The organism is Enterobacter sp. 01-M-02-SI-ECC (assembly GCF_047530595.1).
GTDB classification, from domain to species: domain Bacteria; phylum Pseudomonadota; class Gammaproteobacteria; order Enterobacterales; family Enterobacteriaceae; genus Enterobacter; species Enterobacter cloacae_M.
Genome location: NZ_JBLKCZ010000011.1, coordinates 95,861 through 113,620, shown reverse-complemented (window position 1 = coordinate 113,620; position 17,760 = coordinate 95,861). Strand labels below are relative to the sequence as shown.

Sequence of the window (17,760 nt, the reverse complement as noted above, 5' to 3'; positions counted from 1 at the left end):
CAGGCAGTGCGAAGGGGAAATAACGCGGGAGGAAAATTGGCTAACGCACCAGATGCGGCCAGTGAATATCACCGACGCCATTAAGCTGCGGGCGGGCAAACAGAAAGCCCTGGAAGCGGCGGATCCCGGCAGACTCGAGCCAGCACCACTCCTCTATCTTCTCGATCCCTTCCGCCACCAGGGTAATTTCGAGATCGGAGCAACAGCTGACGATGGAGCGCACAATCGCCTGCTTCGGACCGCTGAGGTGGATATCGCTGACTATCTCCCGGTCGATCTTAATTTTATCCGGCTGGAAGCGGGTCAGCAGCGAAAGACCGGCATAGCCGGAACCGAAATCATCGATCGCCAGGCCAATCCCCTCACCGCGAAGCTGCTTGATGGCGCTATTAAACTGATTGAAGCCGGAGATCATCTCGTTTTCCGTCACTTCAATGACCACCTGCTCCAGCTGAAGGCCATGTTTTTTTATCTCGCTGACCAAAAATTCCACGGCGTTGGGGACATTCACCAGCGACATCGGCAGCAGATTTACCGCAATCTTATGGCTGCCAATGCCCAGCTTTTCCGCGAGAGCAAAGGCATACGCTTTCGTCTGGAGATCGACTTCGTAGATTTTGTCCGGGTCAAGGGCGCTGAAGAAATGCTCCGGGCTGCCGCCTTCGTTGCCGCGAATAAGGGCTTCAAGTGAACTGATCTTCCCTTCCGAGGGCTCAACGATGGGCTGGAGCGCAAACTGACAGGTTTGGTTGGCCATCAGCCCCAGGTGTTCGCCAAAGGGCAACGCCTCGGGTGAAAGCGTCCATTTTTCAGGTACGTAGCGTGCACCCGACAGGGCCGGACGTTTGCCTGTGATAAACGTCTGAATAAATTTGAACACCCGGTCATCGGATGTGAGATAGCTTTCCAGCTTGCTGTAATTCAGAACCGACTGCAGCACCTCTTTCGGTGACTGCGTCTGCAGATCGAACAGCAGCATACCGACGTTTTCGAAGCGCCTGCGCGGGCCATAGTCCCGCATCAGCTCAACCACTCCACTGTGCCGCTTGTCGTCACGGATTTTATGGAACAGCTTGAGCACGCTCTCTTCCGACCCTTCGAGTATTTGCAGCACATCGCTGCCTTTTGCGAGCAGAACCCCGGTGATATTCAGACTGGCATTGCGGATCCGGGCGCGCTCCACCAGTTCCCGCAGCTCGGTGGAGGGGCGGGATAAATTCAACTGGCTTCGGTAAATCAGAGTCGTCAGCACAAAAATGGGTTCCGATGAGAAAGTGAGGTGCCTTGAAGCTACTATTTAACATACTTAATCAATGCGACCTAACATATTCACACCACAGGGGAACGTTACTTTTCCCCGTTGCCAATGCGGCTGTCGATCCTCTCCTGCATATAGTCGTAGAACGGATTCGAGGTGACCCGCATCAGCGCCTCTTTTCCGACGCTCAACACGGAGGTTTCGCCCCAGAGCGCAATCGTCCCCAGGCTGATGCCGTAGCGGTTTTTCACCCCAGGCTCACGGCCATAGAGATCGTCATCCGGCGGGAACGGCACCGCAATATGCGACAGGGAATAGACATCCTGCGGCCAGGCCTGCGCCAGCGGCACGACCGTCTCCCGGGTGCTGCCTGCCGGAGTGATTTTCGCCACAGTCGAGAAACTGTGCTCGCTGGCATTGGTAATAATCGTGACACCGTAACGCCTCTGCGCAACCGGCAGCAGCGCCGAAGTTGCCGTCCACGACGACGGTTTGAACAGCGGACGGAAGCTCGCCGCCTGGTTGATGTCAAACACCACCAGCTCGCTGCCGTTTGCCGGAAGCTGGTCAAACAGGCCGGTCACCACCGCGCGGGTGCTGACCGTGGAATCCATGACCGACTGGAACGCCAGAACCGGCGGCAAATTCGCCAGCCTGTTCTCCCGCGCCTCGCGGCCGATTTGCTCCTGCAGAGCCTTCGTCAGAAGCCATGACTGGCGGGCGGCGTTCACCGGGAACGAGTTATATTTGTACGGGTTATATTCCGGAGAGATATTCAGCCACGCCGCTTTGGCAAACGCCGGCAGCAGCGCCGGTAACCCGGCGAAACCGGCAAACCGCGCAAAGGCCGTCACGCCGATCATCGGTGAGAGCAGTATCACCTGCTGCGGTTTACGCAGCGAAGGCGCGTCCAGCGCATCGAGGGCATATTTCATCGCCAGCGCCCCGCCGTTGGAGTAACCCACCAGATGCAAAGGCACAGCCTCACCCGCCAGGCGCGTGGCTTCCCGCACCGCAAGACGCGTCGCCGCCAGCCACATTTCCCAGTCAACGTCCGTCAGCGCGCCGGGCGCGGTGCCGTGCCCGGGCAGGCGCGGTACCACGGCCACAAAGCCGTGCTGTTGATAGTTCACCGCAAGCCGCCGGACGCTGTAGGGCGAGTCCGTCAGACCGTGCAGCAGCACCACCGCGCCGCGCGGCTTTCCGGCTGGCATCAGCACAAAGGAGCGGTTGGCATCGGGGGCAAACTGACCGGGCCACACCAAGCTCTGGCGGTAATAGCGGTTTAACGGGGTTTGTTCCTCGCCCGCTGTTTTCGCCGTCACCGCGTTATCCAGAGCGGTGAAAATCGCCTTTTCCCGGGCCTGATACCCGGCAAAATCGGCGTTGTCCATCTCGCGCGCGGACATCTCATCGGCCCGCCAGGTGTGCCACAGGTGCAGTTCCGGCCCCTGCTGCGAGAGATAGACCCGCACCGCCAGCAGAACGACCAGGACGATCCCCACGACCATTCCTGTTTTCTTTGCAAGCGCGATCAGGCGCACGCTGACTCGCCAGGGCAAATTCGCCATGAGGGATCCCTTTTATGTTCTCAATGCTTCTATCTTATCAAAAATGTGAACGGACTGACGTATTCACCAAATTCATACCTGCCCGCTCAGCCAGTGCACCAAAAGTGAACTACGCTGCACAAATGTTGATCATTGGTTAAACAAATATTGCATGAAGTTTACTGCACAGCGGGTTTCACCCGCCCTGTGAACATGGCACGCGTCATGCATTGTTAACCCGGTAACAAAAATTCGGCTTTTGACAGCCTGTTAACAGCGAGGCGGTATGACGACGAAACTTGAGATGTTGAGCCGTATCGAAGCGACGTTCAGCCAGCTCACGCCCAGCGAAAAGCGGGTCGGAAGCTGGCTGCTGGCGCACGCCGCGCAAATCCCGTTTGAAACGGCGGAGAGCATCGGCCAGGCGAGCGGGACCAGCGGAATTACCGTCGGACGCTTCCTGCGCAAGCTGGGGTATCGCAACCTGGAGGATGCCAAAAAGAGCCTGCGCGATCCGTATCAGCCCTGGGGCATGAACGAGCGGCTGGACTCCTGGCAGCAGCAGCGCCCCCTTTCCAGCCGCCTTCAGCACGCCCTGTCGCTGGAAGTGGATGCCATCACGCAGGTGTACCAGATGGCGCAAACGGACGCCTTTCGTCAGGTGGTGCACAACCTCGCCCACGCCGACGCGGTGTTTGTGCTGGGGATCCAGTCCACGCGCGGGATTGCCAACGCCTTCTTCAGCCACCTTGAATACCTCCGCCCGCGCGTGAGCTATTCGGAGGGGGCTTCCGGCAGCTGGGTGGAATCCCTGAACTCGGGGTTTTCGCACCCGTACGTCGTGCTGACCGATACGCGCACCTACTCCTCGATGGCCCGCCAGTACTGCCGCGTCGCCAGCGAGAAAGGCATTCCGCTGGCCTTAATCACCGACATCTGGTGCCCGTGGGCGCGGGATTACCCGATTGATTTACTGCAGGTGAAAACCGATACCGGTCACTTCTGGGATTCGCTTGCCCCCGTGAGCTGTCTGTTCAACCTGCTGCTGTCGGGCGTGGTGGAAGCGCTTGGTGATGCGCTCCCGGCGCGTCTGGCGGTCAACCGACAATTACAACAAGAGTTTGGTCAATTCGAACGCTAAAGGAGCGGAGCTATGCCCGAAGAGAGTGAACTGATTGATGTGGCGAAGACGTTTCCCACGCTGCATATCGATCTGAAGTACGCCACCGCCGACAACATCACCGGCCGTCCGATCTATCAGGAGGCGCTGTGCCTGCTGCATACCGACGCGGCCACCGCGCTGGCAAAAGCCATCAGCATTGCCTCGCTGGCCGGGCTGAAGCTGGTGGTGTACGACGCCTATCGGCCGCAGCAGGCGCAGGCCCAGCTGTGGGATGCCTGCCCGAACCCGGAATACGTGGTCGACGTGGCGATTGGCTCCAATCACAGCCGCGGTACGGCCATCGACGTCACCCTGATGGATGAACATAACGCCGTACTGGATATGGGTGCCGGTTTTGACGAAATGCACGACCGCTCGCATCCGTATCACCCTTCCGTGCCGCCGCACGCCCAGCGCAACCGTCTTCTGTTGAACGCCATCATGTTCGGCGGTGGTTTTGTCGGTATCAGCAGCGAATGGTGGCACTTCGAACTGCCGAACGCCGCCAGCTACCCGCTGCTCGACGACCGTTTTGCCTGTTTTCCCCTGACGCACACTTCTCTTTAAACCTGGAGCACTGCCATGAAAACATCGCTTGTTTCGACCCTGATCGCCGCCACGCTGGCCCTGAGCGCCCCGCTGGCGCTGGCTGCCGTTCCGAAAGACATGCTGGCGATCGGTAAAGCCGCCGACCCGCAAACGCTCGATCCTGCCATCACCATTGATAACAACGACTGGACCGTCACCTATCCGTCCTACCAGCGTCTGGTCAAGTACAAGCCGGGCTCTACCGAGGTGGAAGGCGATCTGTCGACGGGCTGGAAGGCGTCTGAAGACCAGAAAGAGTGGACCTTTACCCTGGCGGATAACGCGAAATTTTCCGACGGCACGCCGGTCACCGCCGAGGCGGTAAAACTCTCCTTTGAGCGCCTGCTGAAGCTCGGCCAGGGGCCGTCTGAAGCCTTCCCGAAAGATCTGAAAATAGATGCCGTCGATGACCATACGGTGAAGTTCATCCTCAGCCAGCCGTTCGCGCCTTTCCTCTACACGCTGGCAAACGACGGGGCGTCCATCATTAACCCGGCGGTGCTGAAGGCCAATGCGGCGGACGATGCGCGCGGTTTTCTGGCGCAAAACACCGCCGGTTCCGGGCCGTTTATGCTGAAAAGCTGGCAGAAAGGCCAGCAGCTGATTCTGATCCCTAACCCTCACTGGCAGGGTGAAAAGCCGCACTTTAAGCGCGTATCGGTGAAAATTATCGGTGAGAGCGCCTCGCGCCGACTGCAGCTTTCCCGCGGCGATCTGGACATTGCCGACTCCCTGCCCGTCGATCAGCTCGCAGCGCTGAAGCAGGAAGGCAAAGTCGCCGTCGCGGAATACCCGTCCCTGCGCGTGACTTACCTCTATCTCAACAACGGTAAAGCGCCGCTCAATCAGGTGGATTTACGCCGGGCCATCTCCTGGGCGACGGATTACCAGGGGATGGTGAAAGGCATTCTGAGCGGCAACGGCAAGCAGATGCGCGGCCCGATCCCGGAAGGCATGTGGGGCTTTGACGCCACGGCAATGCAGTACAGCTTTGACGAGGCCAAAGCCAAAGCGGCGCTGGAGAAGGTCAAAGACAAACCCGCCAGCCTGACCTTCCTCTACTCGGACAACGATCCGAACTGGGAGCCTATCGCCCTCTCCACTCAGGCCAGCCTCGGCAAGATCGGCATTAACGTCAAGCTGGAAAAACTGGCCAACGCCACCATGCGCGACCGCGTCGGAAAAGGCGATTACGACATTGCCATCGGCAACTGGAGCCCGGACTTTGCTGACCCGTACATGTTCATGAACTACTGGTTCGAATCGGACAAAAAAGGGCTGCCGGGCAACCGCTCGTTCTATGAGAACAAAGAGGTCGATTCCCTGCTGCAGGCCGCGCTGAAAACCACCGACCAGGCAGAACGCACCAAAGATTACCAGCAGGCACAGAAGGTGGTTATCGACGAGGCGGCCTACGTTTATCTGTTCCAGAAAAACTACCAGCTGGCGATGAACAAAGAGGTCAAAGGCTTCACCTTTAATCCGATGCTCGAGCAGGTGTTCAACATCGCCACCATGAGCAAATAACGGTTCTCGCCGGGGGAAAGCGTATGACGTTCTGGAGCATAGTGCGCCAGCGCTGCTGGGGGTTAATCCTGGTGGTGGCCGGTGTCTGTATTATCACCTTTATTATTTCACACCTGATCCCCGGCGATCCGGCCCGCCTGCTGGCCGGCGACCGCGCCAGCGACGAAATCGTGCAGAACATCCGCCAGCAGCTAGGGCTGGACCAGCCCCTGTATGTTCAGTTTGGCCGCTACGTGGACGCTCTGGCCCACGGTGATTTAGGCACGTCCATCCGTACCGGACGCCCGGTCGCGGAAGACCTGAAGGCCTTTTTCCCCGCCACGCTGGAGCTGGCCTTTTGTTCTCTGCTGCTGGCGCTCGTCATCGGCGTGCCTCTGGGGATTTTGTCCGCGGTGTACCGCAACCGCTGGCTGGATCACCTGGTGCGTTTAATGGCGATGACCGGGATCTCCACGCCGGCCTTCTGGCTCGGGCTGGGCGTCATCGTGCTGTTCTACGGGCACCTGCAGATCCTCCCGGGCGGCGGCAGGCTGGACGACTGGCTCGATCCGCCGACGCACGTCACCGGCTTTTATCTGCTGGACGCGCTGCTGGAGGGCAACGGTGAGGTCTTTTTCAACGCGCTTCAGCACCTGATTTTACCCTCGCTGACGCTGGCGTTTGTTCACCTGGGGATCGTGGCGCGCCAGGTCCGTTCGGCGATGCTTGAGCAGCTCAGCGAGGACTACATCCGCACCGCGCGCGCCAGCGGACTGCCCGGCTGGTACATCGTCCTGCGCTACGCTCTGCCGAATGCGATGATCCCGTCCATTACCGTGCTCGGGCTGGCGCTGGGCGATCTGCTTTACGGCGCCGTGCTGACCGAAACCGTCTTTGCCTGGCCGGGCATGGGCGCCTGGGTGGTGACGTCCATTCAGGCGCTCGATTTCCCTGCCGTGATGGGCTTTGCCGTCGTCGTTTCGCTGGCCTACGTGCTGGTTAATCTGGTGGTCGATCTGCTTTACCTGTGGATTGACCCGCGAATCGGGCGCGGAGGTGCCGAATGATGTTAACGCAGGAAACGCCCGTCCCGGCTAAAACCGCCGGACAACGCATCAACTGGGCAAAGCTGTTCTGGATGCTGCGTCAAAGCCCGCTCACGATCGTTGGCGGCATCATTATGATTGCGATGCTCTTCCTGATGGTGGCTTCGCCGTGGATTGTGCCGCATGACCCGAACGCGCTGGATCTGACTGCACGCCTGCAGGCGCCGTCTGCACAACACTGGTTTGGTACCGATGAGGTGGGACGCGACCTGTTCAGCCGCGTGCTGACGGGCAGCCAGCAGTCGATTACCGCCGGGCTGGCGGTGGTGGCGATTGCGGGCGGCATTGGCTCACTGCTGGGCTGTTTTTCCGGCGTGCTGGGCGGGCGCGGCGACGCCATCATCATGCGGGTGATGGATATCATGCTCTCCATTCCCTCCCTGGTGCTGACCATGGCGCTGGCCGCCGCGCTCGGGCCGAGCCTGTTCAACGCCATGCTGGCGATTGCGATTGTCCGCATCCCGTTTTACGTCCGCCTGGCGCGCGGGCAAACCCTGGTGGTGCGCCAGTTTACCTACGTTCAGGCCGCCCGCACGTTTGGCGCCTCCCGCTGGCATTTGATCCGCTGGCATATCCTGCGCAACGCCCTTCCGCCGCTGATTGTGCAGGCTTCGCTGGACATTGGCAGCGCCATTCTGATGGCCGCCACGCTGGGGTTTATTGGCCTGGGCGCGCAGCAGCCGACCGCCGAATGGGGCGCGATGGTGGCCGTTGGCCGTAACTACGTCCTGGACCAGTGGTGGTACTGCGCCTTTCCCGGTGCGGCAATTTTGATTACCGCCGTAGGCTTTAACCTGTTTGGCGACGGTATCCGCGATCTGCTGGATCCGAAATCGAGAGGAAAACAGTGATGACCGAACCGGTATTACGTATTGAGGACCTGCACCTGAGCTTCCCGATTTTTCGCGGTGAGGTCCACGCGCTGAACCACGTCTCGCTGGAGATCGGCAGGGGCGAAATTGTCGGCGTGGTGGGCGAGTCGGGATCGGGTAAATCCGTGACCGCCATGCTCGCCATGCGGCTGTTGCCGGAAGGGAGCTACCGCATTCATAACGGACAGGTGAAGTTACTCGGCGAAAACGTCCTGACGGCGTCCGAGAAGCAGCTTCGCCAGTGGCGCGGTGCCCGAGTGGCGATGATTTTTCAGGAGCCGATGACCGCCCTCAACCCGACGCGGCGGATTGGCAAACAGATGGTGGAGGTGATCCGCCAGCATCAGCCGCTTTCGCGGCGCGAGGCGCAGCAGAAGGCGATTGCCCTGCTGGAAGAGATGCAAATCCCGGACGCGAAGCAGGTCATGGAGCGTTATCCCTTTGAACTCTCCGGCGGCATGCGCCAGCGGGTGATGATCGCCCTTGCCTTCTCCTGCGAGCCGGAGCTGATTATCGCCGACGAGCCGACCACCGCGCTGGACGTTACCGTCCAGCTCCAGGTGCTGCGCCTCCTGAAGCACAAGGCGCGGGCCAGCGGGACCTCGGTGTTGTTTATCAGCCACGATATGGCCGTGGTGTCGCAGCTCTGCGACAGGATGTACGTGATGTATGCCGGGAGCGTGATCGAGAGCGGTGCCACGCAAACGCTGATCCACCGACCCGTGCATCCCTACTCCATCGGCCTTCTGCGGTGCGCGCCGGAAAACGGCCAGCCGCGCGACCTGCTTCCCGCCATCCCCGGCACGGTGCCCAACCTCAGCCAGCTTCCGCAGGGATGCGCCTTCCGCGAGCGCTGCTTTGCCGCCGGGGCGAAATGCAGCGAAACGCCGCGCTTACAGCCCAACGGTGCAGAGGGCCAACAGGCTGCCTGCTGGTATCCACAACGGGAGAAACACCATGTCTGATGTACTGCTGGAACTGGATAGCGTGCACGTGAACTTTGCGGCGCGCAAAAACTGGCTGGGCCGCGTAACGGAACAGGTCCATGCCCTCAACGGGCTCGATCTGCAGATCCGCCGGGGGGAAACGCTGGGCATTGTCGGTGAATCCGGCTGCGGGAAAAGCACGCTGGCCCAGCTGCTGATGGGCATGCTTAAGCCCAGCGCCGGCGCGTGCCAGCGGGCTCACCACGCAGGCGGCATGCAGATGGTGTTTCAGGATCCGCTCTCGTCGCTCGACCCGCGATTGCCGGTCTGGCGCATCATCACCGAGCCGGTGTGGGTGCAAAAACGCAGCAGCGAGCGCGAGCGCCGTCAGCTGGCGGAGGATCTGGCGCTGCAGGTGGGCATTCGCCCGGAATACCTCGACAGGCTTCCGCACGCCTTCTCCGGCGGGCAGCGCCAGCGCATCGCCATCGCCCGGGCGCTCTCGTCCGATCCCGATATTATCGTGCTTGATGAACCCACCAGCGCGCTGGATATCTCCGTGCAGGCGCAAATCCTCAACCTGCTGGTGAACCTGCAACAGCAGCGTAATCTGACCTACGTGTTAATCTCGCATAACGTCTCGGTGGTCAGACACATGAGCGACCGGGTGGCGGTGATGTACCTCGGGCAGATTGTGGAGCTGGGCAGCGCCGCGCAGGTGCTTGGCGAGCCGCGCCATCCCTATACCCGTCTGCTGCTCGACTCGGTTCCCCGCACCGGTGAACCGCTGGATGAAAATCTGGCGTTACGCAAAACGGAGCTTCCCGGCAACCGTCACCTGCCCGAGGGCTGTTTTTTCCGCGACCGTTGTCCGATGGCAACGCAGGGGTGTGAACGTCCCCAGCCGCTACAGCCCTCACGCGAGGGCCGTAACGTCCGCTGCTGGCGCAGTCTGGATTAGATTTGCGCCATTCCGCCGTCCACAAACAGCTCGATGGCGTTAATAAAGCTGGCCGCGTCGGAGGCCAGAAACGCCACCGCTTTACCCACCTCGCCCGGCGCGCCTAAACGCCCCAGCGGTACCTGGGCGGCCAGAGCGTCGTACAGCCCCTGACGGTGTTCTTCCGGCACCAGATCGCCGAGACCTGGCGTTTTGATCGGGCCCGGGCTCACCACGTTGACGCGGATCCCGCGGCCCTGCAAATCCAGCGCCCAGGAGCGGGCAAAGTTGCGCACGGCGGCCTTACTGGCGCTGTAGACGCTGAAGTTGGCCGTCCCTTTAACGGAGACCGTCGAGCCGGTCAGAATAATCGACGAGCCGGCGGAGAGCAGCGGCAGCGCCTTCTGCACCGTAAACAGCACCCCGCGGACGTTGGTGTCGAAAATCCGGTCAAACTGCTCTTCGGTGATCGCGCCCAGCGGCAGCATATCGCCGCCACCGGCATTGGCGAACAGGATATCAAGACGGCCTTCATCTTTGGCTATCCGGGCATAAACCTCATCCAGATCGGCAAGCTTTGAAACGTCCGCGCGAATGCCCACGGCGTCAGAAGCAATTTCTGCTACCGCGGCGTCCAGTTCGGCCTGACGACGACCGGTGATGTACACCTTCGCGCCCTGCGCCGCCAGCTCCTGCGCCGTGGCAAGACCAATACCGGTGCTGCCGCCGGTGACCAGTGCGATTTTTCCTGAGAGAGTCGTGTTCATGTCATTTACCTTTTGTTGGGTTTGTGGTGCGCGCTTTCGCTCGCGTTGAACAAACTTTAGCCCTTGCGGCATTAGTGAAAAACAGGCAAAAATTAAAATGACTATTCACATACAGAAATAATCAGAGGTCATCATGGACCAGCTCATGGCGATGCGCGCCTTTACGCGGGTCGTGGAGTCCGGCAGCTTTACCCGCGCGGCGGACTCGCTGAATATGCCGATCGCCACGCTGAGCAAGCTGGTCAAATCGCTTGAGTCGCACCTGGAGATACGCCTTTTGCACCGCACCACTCGCCGGGTGGTCGCGACGCCTGAAGGGATGGAATACTATGAAAAAGCGCTCAGGGTGCTGATTGATATCGAAGATATCGACACCTCGTTTCGCGTTTCCCGCGCGACGCCAAAAGGGCATTTGCGGGTTGACGTGGGCGGCTCCACCGCCCGGGACGTGCTCATTCCCCTGCTTCCGGAATTTATGCAGCGCTACCCTGAGATCCGCATCGACCTTGGCGTGGCCGACCGGCCGGTCGATCTCATCAGCGGTAACGTAGACTGCGTGATTCGCGGCGGTCCGCTGGACGACTCAACCCTCATCGCCCGTCATCTCGGTAACGCCGAAATGGTCACCTGCGCGACGCCGGGCTACCTGAAAAACCATGGAGTTCCGGCCTATCCACAGGAGCTGTGCAACGGCCACAAGCTCATTAGCTACCTCTCGCCCGTCACCGGGCGGGCGTTTCCTTTTCGCTTCAGAAAGAACGGCGAGACGCTGGAAATCAACGTTCCGCATTATCTCGGCGTAAATGAAAGTAATGCCCATCTGGCGGCTGCCGCGGCGGGGCTGGGGATCGTTCAAACCTTTGAGTATTCGGCAAAGGCGTATTTGCAGGCGGGAACGCTGGCGGCGATCCTGGGTGGCTGGCGCCCTGCCGCGTATCCGTTTCATGTGGTTTACCCGCAGAACCGGCATTTGACGCACAGGCTGAAGGTGTTTATCGCCTGGCTGGCGGAGGTGTTCCCCGCCGCGCTGAAGGGATAGCCGGGCGCAAACCCGGCTGGGTCTTAATTGAGCTTATAGTCCAGCGTAATCTCAGCTTTCAGGAGCTGCGAGACCGGACAGCCCGCTTTTGCTTTCTGAATAATGCCGTCGAACTGCTGCGGGGCGATGCCTGGAACGGTCACCTTGCTTTTCAGGGCAACCTTAGTGATGGCAAAGCCGCCGTCGGTTTTATCCAGAGAGACGTCCGCGGTGGTATCAATGGAATCGGCGGTATAACCCGCTTCGCCGAGCATCAGCGACAGCGCCATTGAGAAGCAGGCCGCATGTGCCGCGCCAATCAGCTCTTCGGGGTTGGTCCCCTTTTCGCCCTCAAAGCGGGTATTGAAACCATAAGGCTGCTGATTGAGAACGCCGCTCTCGGTGGAAACCGTTCCTTTTCCGCGCTTAATGTCGCCAGACCAGTGTGCCGAACCGTGCTTATGAATAGTCATTCTTGCTCTCCTTTTGGCTTACAAAGGGTTAAGTATAGACTACGCATCTGCCCCACCCTGGAACACAGACAATTCCGGGACTTTCACCTGCTGTACCGACAAAAAGGATAATGATATGGCGCTAAAAATCAGGATGGCCGTTGCCGTCACCACGCTGGCTCTGTCGCTCTCTTCACTGGCGAAAACGCCGGAGAACTTTATCTATACCAGCTCGGGCGATCTCGACGCGGCGTTTCCGCTCGTTGCGCGAAGCGATATCGGCGGCGTGCAGATCGTTTACAACTGGCGCCTGCTGGAACCCGAGAAGGACAGCTATGACTTCTCGCGGATCGAACAGGATCTGGTGCGCGTTAAGGCCGCCGGAAAAAAACTCTTTATTCAAATCCAGGATCGTTTTTTTGAGGCGGACGCCCGCTACGTGCCGGACTATCTGATGCACGATAAGCAATACGGTGGGGGGATTGCGCCGCAGTTCGATAACCCCGGCGAAGGCAAGCCTGTCGGTTCAGGATGGGTGGCGCGTCAGTGGGATCCCGCCGTGCGTCAGCGCTACCAGGCTTTGCTGGCCGCCCTCGCGAAACGCTTTGATGGTGAGGTGTATGGCGTAAACCTGCCCGAAACCGCCATCGATCTCGACGAAAAAAATCCGCCCGCCGGGTTTACCTGCGACAGCTATTTCGCTGGAGAAATGGAAAATCTGGCCTTTGCGCGAAAGGCTTTTAAGAAATCACACGTGGTGCAATACGTGAACTTCTGGCCGTGCGAGTGGGATAACGACCACAACTACATGGGGCGTCTGTTTAAGTATGCCAGCGCCAACAATGTCGGTCTGGGTGGGCCGGATATTGTTCCCAACCGCAAGGCACACATGAAGAATGCCTATCCCTTCTTCCATAAAAATAAACAGACGCTGCCGCTCATCGCCATGGCGGTTCAGGAACCGACCCTGACCTATAAAAATCCTGAGACCGGCAAGCCCTTCACCAAAGCAGAATTTGATCGGTTCGCGGAAAATTATCTCGGGGCGGATATTATTTTCTGGAGCACGTCCTCTCCCTGGCTAAAGGCAAAATAATCACCCGTAAACCCTGCTCTTAAGCCAGGTAGCGGGCCAGTTCGTCGAGAAACACGCGCAGCGCGGCAGGCTGATATTCCCGTGACTGATAAATGCCATGGATGGCAAGCGGTTTCGGCTCAAGCGCCTCCAGCACCGGCACCAGCAATCCCTGTTCCAGCGCGGCAGACGCTTCGCGCTCCGGCAGCATGGCAATACCGCAGTGCTTGATCGCCGCGTCCATCAACAGTGAAGAGATGCTGGCGCTCAGGTTGCCGCTGACGGCCACGCTCAGGCTTTCCCCTTCTGGCGTCAGGAAGTGCCAGGACTGCCCGGCAAAAAAGCTGTAGTGCAGACAGTTGTGCTGCGCTAATTCTTCAGGGCTGACGGGGGTACCGTGCTGTGCCAGATACGCCGGCGAGGCGCAGAGCACCGAGCGACATTCCCCCAGCCGGCGGGCAATCATGCCGGGTTCGGGGTTGTCGGTAATGCGCACGGCGACATCAATGCGCTCTCCCACCAGGCTCACCGGGTGGTTGTTCACGTCCAGCTCGATGCGCAGCTGCGGGTAGCGCGAGAGCAGCTCAGGCAGGACCGGCGCAATCAGGTGCATGGCGGTAAAATGGGCGCAGGCCACCCGCAGCGTGCCGGAGGGCAGATCTTTCTCCGACTGGCCCTCGATTTCCTGCGAAATCTGCGAGAGCGTCCGCGTTTTTTGCAGCACCTTTTCACCCGCCGCGGTCAGCGTTAGCTTGCGCGTGGAGCGGTTTACCAGCCGCGTACCCGCCCACTTCTCCATTTGTTCCAGGTAGCGGCTCACCATCGGCCGGGAAATGCCCAGCGCGCGCGCCGCCGCGCTCAAACTTCCCAGCTCGCATATCCGGTTGTAGACCTGAGCGGCAATAACGCGATCCATAAAAGCTCCATCTGCTCGATTTATGAAACTAAGCATGTCTTGTTTCAGGAATTCTGGCAAATGCGAATATCCGTACAATAGACACATTCCTGAACAACTGAGACAACAGCATGAAACTCACTCATATTGCCCTGCTATCCACCCTTTCCACGCCGGCGGTTTTTGCCGCGCCGTTAACCATTGATACCTGGAACCCGCAGGAAAAAGGCATTTTCCCGGTCTCCTCCACGCTGGTTTCCGGCCCGAAAGAGGCGGTGCTGTTTGACGCGCAGTTCAGCGTGAAGGATGGCGAAGCGCTGGTAGAAAAAATCCGCCGCAGCGGTAAAACCCTGAATAAGATTGTGATCACCTCCGGCGATCCGGATTTCTATTTTGGCCTGCAGCCGCTGGTCAAAGCCTTCCCGAATGCCAAAGTGGTGGCCACGCAGCATGTGGTTGACCATATTAAAGCCACCAAAGACGCCAAGCTCGCCTTCTGGGGGCCGCAGATGAAGGACGGCGCGCCAACGGAGCTGGTTGTCCCGCAGGTTCTTGCCTCCACCACGTTCATGGTTGACGGGGAAAAGGTCGATATCGAGCAGTCAGACAGCTATGCGGCCTATGTGTGGATCCCCTCAGCAAAAACGATCCTCGGCGGCACCGGGGTAGCCTGGGGCATTCACGTCTGGACGGCAGACACCCAGACGCCGGAAAGCCGCAAGCAGTGGCAGGAAACGCTGGAGCATATGGCCGCGCACAAACCTGAGCGCGTGATCCCGGGCCACTACCTGGGCACTCCTCCAGCGGGCACTGGCGCGATTGATTTTACCCGCGACTATCTGCAGCGCTTTGAAAAGGCTTTAGCCGCGCATAAAGATTCCGCAGGCGTTATCAATACCCTGAAAAAACAGTATCCGGGCCTGGCTGATGAAAGCTCGCTGGAATTAAGCGCCAAAGTGAATACTGGCGAAATGAAGTGGTAATTTAAAAACGGCTCCTGCTATATTTCCGCGATAGCAGGAGCCCCGCCAAAATATCCCCGCCGTTACCCGTCGATATAGCCACACCTTTTAAAAGTGCATAAAAGCATGCACTTATGCCATTTTTATTTCTAAGATGAATCTGAACCACAACCGGGAAAATATTTGCCATTCTGTTTATGAATTAAATTTTTTGCGAGCCGTACCATTAAACAGACAACGACACGGAGGCAGCATGTTTACTTATTACCCGGCTAATACCGCAGCAGCACAACCTGAACTCGTTAACGCGATTGCGCAGGGTCTTCACGCCGAGCACGGTGCTGTGACTGAAGATGACATTTTGATGGAACTAACCAAATGGGTGGAATCCACCGATAATGACATCCTCAGTGACATCTACCAGCAGACTATTAACTACGTCGTCAGCGGACAAAACGCACCCTTGTAAAAACCTGCTAAGCTGGATCTGCAACCTAAGGGGTTACATTTCGTTTGCGTAAGCAAACTGGTCCTTAAAACTATCAACAGGATTGAGGAGTTAACATGAAATCGAACCGTCAGGCACGCCATATTCTGGGACTGAACTACAAGCTTTCAAATCAGCGTAAAGTGGTGATTGAAGGCGACTACGAAACGCAGGTCACGCACGCCACCGGCAGAAAACGCCACACCGGCAAGTAAGTTCCAGACTGAGATCCAGAACACCATCGGTAATCCCGATGGTGTTTTTGTTTATGTGTTGCGGTAATTAATATTTAGCTCCTTTATAATACCGCCTGACCGCACCCCATCGCACAGGCCAGAAAGATGACAAACAGCAGTGTCAGGGACGGATCTTCATAAAAAGAGTGAGTGACATGGACAACAAACTGAAAAAACATCGTTCCTTATACATCCCATACGCCGGACCGGTTTTACTCGAATTCCCCCTGCTCAACAAAGGCAGCGCCTTCAGCATGGAAGAGCGCAGCAGCTTTAACCTGCTGGGTTTACTGCCCGAAGTGGTTGAAACCATTGAAGAACAGGCGGAGCGCGCGTGGATCCAGTATCAGGGTTTCAAAACCGAAATCGACAAGCACATCTACCTGCGTAACATTCAGGACACTAATGAAACCCTCTTCTATCGCCTGGTGCAGAACCATCTCGAAGAGATGATGCCGGTGATCTACACCCCGACGGTGGGTGCGGCCTGCGAGCGTTTCTCAGAGATCTACCGTCGTTCACGCGGTGTTTTCATCTCCTATCAGAACCGCCACAACATGGACGATATTCTGCAGAACGTGCCGAACCACAATATAAAAGTGATTGTGGTGACCGACGGCGAACGTATTCTCGGCCTCGGCGACCAGGGCATTGGCGGGATGGGGATCCCAATCGGTAAACTCTCTCTCTACACCGCCTGCGGCGGCATCAGCCCGGCGTATACCCTGCCGGTGGTGCTGGACGTCGGGACCAATAACCAGCAGCTGCTCAACGATCCGCTCTATATGGGCTGGCGCCATCCGCGCATTACCGACGACGAGTACTATCAGTTTGTCGACGACTTCATCCAGGCCGTGAAGCACCGCTGGCCGGACGTTCTGCTGCAGTTTGAAGACTTCGCGCAGAAAAACGCGATGCCGCTGCTGAACCGCTATCGCGATGAGATCTGCTCTTTTAACGACGACATCCAGGGCACCGCAGCCGTGACCGTGGGTACGCTTATCGCCGCCAGCCGCGCAGCCGGCAGCCAGCTGAGCTACCAGAAAATTGTCTTCCTGGGCGCAGGCTCTGCGGGCTGTGGTATCGCCGAGCAGATCATCGCCCAGACGCAGCGCGAAGGCTTAAGCGAAGAGCTGGCCCGCTCCCGCGTCTTTATGGTTGACCGTTTCGGCCTGCTGACCGACGCTATGCCGAACCTGCTGCCGTTCCAGAACAAGCTGGTGCAGAAGCGCGAGAACCTGAAAAACTGGGATACCGACAACGAAGTCCTTTCCCTGCTGGACGTAGTGCGCAACGTGAAGCCGGATATTCTGATCGGCGTTTCCGGGCAAACCGGCCTCTTCACCGAAGAGATCATTCGCGAGATGCACAAGCACTGCGAGCGCCCTATCGTGATGCCGCTTTCCAACCCGACCTCCCGCGTGGAAGCGACGCCGCAGGACATCATCGCCTGGACCGAAGGTAACGCGCTGGTCGCCACCGGCAGCCCGTTCGACCCGGTGGTGTGGAAGGATAAAACCTATCCGATCGCCCAGTGCAACAACTCCTATATCTTCCCGGGCATTGGTCTGGGCGTGATCGCCTCCGGCGCGTCCCGCATTACCGATGAGATGCTGATGTCGGCGAGCGAAACACTCGCGGGCTACTCGCCGCTGGTCAACAACGGTGAAGGGCTGGTGCTGCCGGAGCTGAAAGACATTCACAAGGTGTCGCGCGCTATCGCGTTTGCGGTGGGTAAAATGGCGCAGCAGCAGGGCGTGGCGGTGAAAACCTCTGCGGACGCGCTGCAGCAGGCCATCGACGACAACTTCTGGAAACCTGAATACCGTAGCTATCGCCGTACCTCGATTTAATTCTGCACTGCGACCGTTCCCTCTCCCTTTGGGAGAGGGAATTAGATTCGCCCCCCACTAGCCAAACCCCTTTTCCCCCGCTACACTCCCTTCATCTATTAACCTAC

General features: G+C 58.7%; 18 protein-coding genes. 13 read left to right on the top strand and 5 right to left on the bottom strand.

What is annotated here, in order from left to right:
• Positions 1 to 40: 40 nt before the first annotated feature.
• Positions 41 to 1,252 (bottom strand): diguanylate phosphodiesterase, encoded by a 1,212-nt coding sequence (locus tag ACMWLG_RS15575; RefSeq protein WP_045399898.1) that lies wholly within the window; start codon positions 1,250 to 1,252, stop codon positions 41 to 43.
• Positions 1,253 to 1,347: 95 nt separating this feature from the next.
• Positions 1,348 to 2,829: an alpha/beta hydrolase gene (locus ACMWLG_RS15570; protein WP_045619897.1), complete on the bottom strand. Its 1,482-nt coding sequence runs from the start codon at positions 2,827 to 2,829 to the stop codon at positions 1,348 to 1,350.
• Positions 2,830 to 3,094: 265 nt separating this feature from the next.
• Here ACMWLG_RS15570 and ACMWLG_RS15565 point away from each other — a divergent pair, with 265 nt between their 5' ends.
• From ACMWLG_RS15565 to ACMWLG_RS15535, 7 genes are read left to right on the top strand one after another with little or no spacing between them, the layout of a single operon-like run.
• Positions 3,095 to 3,949 (top strand): MurR/RpiR family transcriptional regulator, encoded by an 855-nt coding sequence (locus tag ACMWLG_RS15565; RefSeq protein ID WP_045399904.1) that lies wholly within the window; start codon positions 3,095 to 3,097, stop codon positions 3,947 to 3,949.
• Positions 3,950 to 3,961: 12 nt separating this feature from the next.
• Positions 3,962 to 4,537 carry a D-alanyl-D-alanine dipeptidase gene (gene ddpX / locus ACMWLG_RS15560; protein WP_023311885.1) on the top strand — a complete coding sequence of 192 codons (576 nt, stop codon included), beginning with the start codon at positions 3,962 to 3,964 and terminating at the stop codon, positions 4,535 to 4,537.
• A gap of 15 nt (positions 4,538 to 4,552) precedes the next feature.
• On the top strand, positions 4,553 to 6,085 hold the full coding sequence (locus ACMWLG_RS15555) for an ABC transporter substrate-binding protein (protein WP_045399907.1): 1,533 nt from the start codon (positions 4,553 to 4,555) through the stop codon (positions 6,083 to 6,085).
• A 23-nt stretch (positions 6,086 to 6,108) separates the two neighbouring features.
• Positions 6,109 to 7,131, top strand: a complete 1,023-nt coding sequence (locus ACMWLG_RS15550) for an ABC transporter permease (protein ID WP_033145620.1) — start codon at positions 6,109 to 6,111, stop codon at positions 7,129 to 7,131.
• Positions 7,128 to 8,021 (top strand): D,D-dipeptide ABC transporter permease, encoded by an 894-nt coding sequence (gene ddpC / locus ACMWLG_RS15545; protein ID WP_045399911.1) that lies wholly within the window; start codon positions 7,128 to 7,130, stop codon positions 8,019 to 8,021. Before ACMWLG_RS15550 ends, ddpC begins: the two co-directional genes overlap by 4 nt.
• Positions 8,021 to 9,007: an ABC transporter ATP-binding protein gene (locus ACMWLG_RS15540; protein ID WP_045399914.1), complete on the top strand. Its 987-nt coding sequence runs from the start codon at positions 8,021 to 8,023 to the stop codon at positions 9,005 to 9,007. Before ddpC ends, ACMWLG_RS15540 begins: the two co-directional genes overlap by 1 nt.
• A complete protein-coding gene (locus tag ACMWLG_RS15535; protein WP_045399916.1) occupies positions 9,000 to 9,929 on the top strand; it encodes an ABC transporter ATP-binding protein in 930 nt (309 codons plus the stop codon). The genes ACMWLG_RS15540 and ACMWLG_RS15535 overlap by 8 nt, the downstream gene beginning before the upstream one ends.
• On the opposite strand, the gene ACMWLG_RS15530 is transcribed toward ACMWLG_RS15535, so the two are convergent.
• Positions 9,926 to 10,675 carry an SDR family NAD(P)-dependent oxidoreductase gene (locus ACMWLG_RS15530; protein WP_045399919.1) on the bottom strand — a complete coding sequence of 250 codons (750 nt, stop codon included), beginning with the start codon at positions 10,673 to 10,675 and terminating at the stop codon, positions 9,926 to 9,928. The genes ACMWLG_RS15535 and ACMWLG_RS15530 overlap by 4 nt on opposite strands.
• A 133-nt stretch (positions 10,676 to 10,808) precedes the next feature.
• Between ACMWLG_RS15530 and ACMWLG_RS15525 the strand changes: the two genes are divergently transcribed.
• Positions 10,809 to 11,714, top strand: coding sequence for a LysR family transcriptional regulator (locus ACMWLG_RS15525; protein ID WP_045399922.1), 906 nt, complete (start codon positions 10,809 to 10,811; stop codon positions 11,712 to 11,714).
• Between the two features lie 23 nt (positions 11,715 to 11,737).
• Here the strand turns inward: ACMWLG_RS15525 and ACMWLG_RS15520 are convergent, their stop codons facing one another.
• Positions 11,738 to 12,166: an OsmC family protein gene (locus tag ACMWLG_RS15520; protein ID WP_023311893.1), complete on the bottom strand. Its 429-nt coding sequence runs from the start codon at positions 12,164 to 12,166 to the stop codon at positions 11,738 to 11,740.
• A gap of 115 nt (positions 12,167 to 12,281) precedes the next feature.
• Here ACMWLG_RS15520 and ACMWLG_RS15515 point away from each other — a divergent pair, with 115 nt between their 5' ends.
• Positions 12,282 to 13,241, top strand: a complete 960-nt coding sequence (locus tag ACMWLG_RS15515) for a hypothetical protein (RefSeq protein WP_045399926.1) — start codon at positions 12,282 to 12,284, stop codon at positions 13,239 to 13,241.
• Between the two features lie 19 nt (positions 13,242 to 13,260).
• Here ACMWLG_RS15515 and ACMWLG_RS15510 read toward each other — a convergent pair whose 3' ends face one another.
• Positions 13,261 to 14,136 carry a LysR family transcriptional regulator gene (locus tag ACMWLG_RS15510; RefSeq protein WP_045399930.1) on the bottom strand — a complete coding sequence of 292 codons (876 nt, stop codon included), beginning with the start codon at positions 14,134 to 14,136 and terminating at the stop codon, positions 13,261 to 13,263.
• Positions 14,137 to 14,246: 110 nt separating this feature from the next.
• On the opposite strand from ACMWLG_RS15510, the gene ACMWLG_RS15505 reads away from it, so the two are divergent.
• From ACMWLG_RS15505 to ACMWLG_RS15490, 4 genes are all read left to right on the top strand, one after another.
• On the top strand, positions 14,247 to 15,098 hold the full coding sequence (locus tag ACMWLG_RS15505; RefSeq protein ID WP_045399934.1) for a Vmh family MBL fold metallo-hydrolase: 852 nt from the start codon (positions 14,247 to 14,249) through the stop codon (positions 15,096 to 15,098).
• Between the two features lie 232 nt (positions 15,099 to 15,330).
• Positions 15,331 to 15,546 carry a biofilm-dependent modulation protein gene (gene bdm, locus ACMWLG_RS15500; RefSeq protein WP_013096534.1) on the top strand — a complete coding sequence of 72 codons (216 nt, stop codon included), beginning with the start codon at positions 15,331 to 15,333 and terminating at the stop codon, positions 15,544 to 15,546.
• A 95-nt stretch (positions 15,547 to 15,641) separates the two neighbouring features.
• A complete protein-coding gene (sra, locus tag ACMWLG_RS15495) occupies positions 15,642 to 15,779 on the top strand; it encodes a stationary-phase-induced ribosome-associated protein (protein WP_045399937.1) in 138 nt (45 codons plus the stop codon).
• A 176-nt stretch (positions 15,780 to 15,955) separates the two neighbouring features.
• The gene (locus tag ACMWLG_RS15490) at positions 15,956 to 17,653 is read left to right on the top strand and encodes an NAD-dependent malic enzyme (protein ID WP_023311897.1); all 1,698 of its coding nucleotides are present in this window, start codon (positions 15,956 to 15,958) and stop codon (positions 17,651 to 17,653) included.
• Positions 17,654 to 17,760 lie beyond the last annotated feature (107 nt).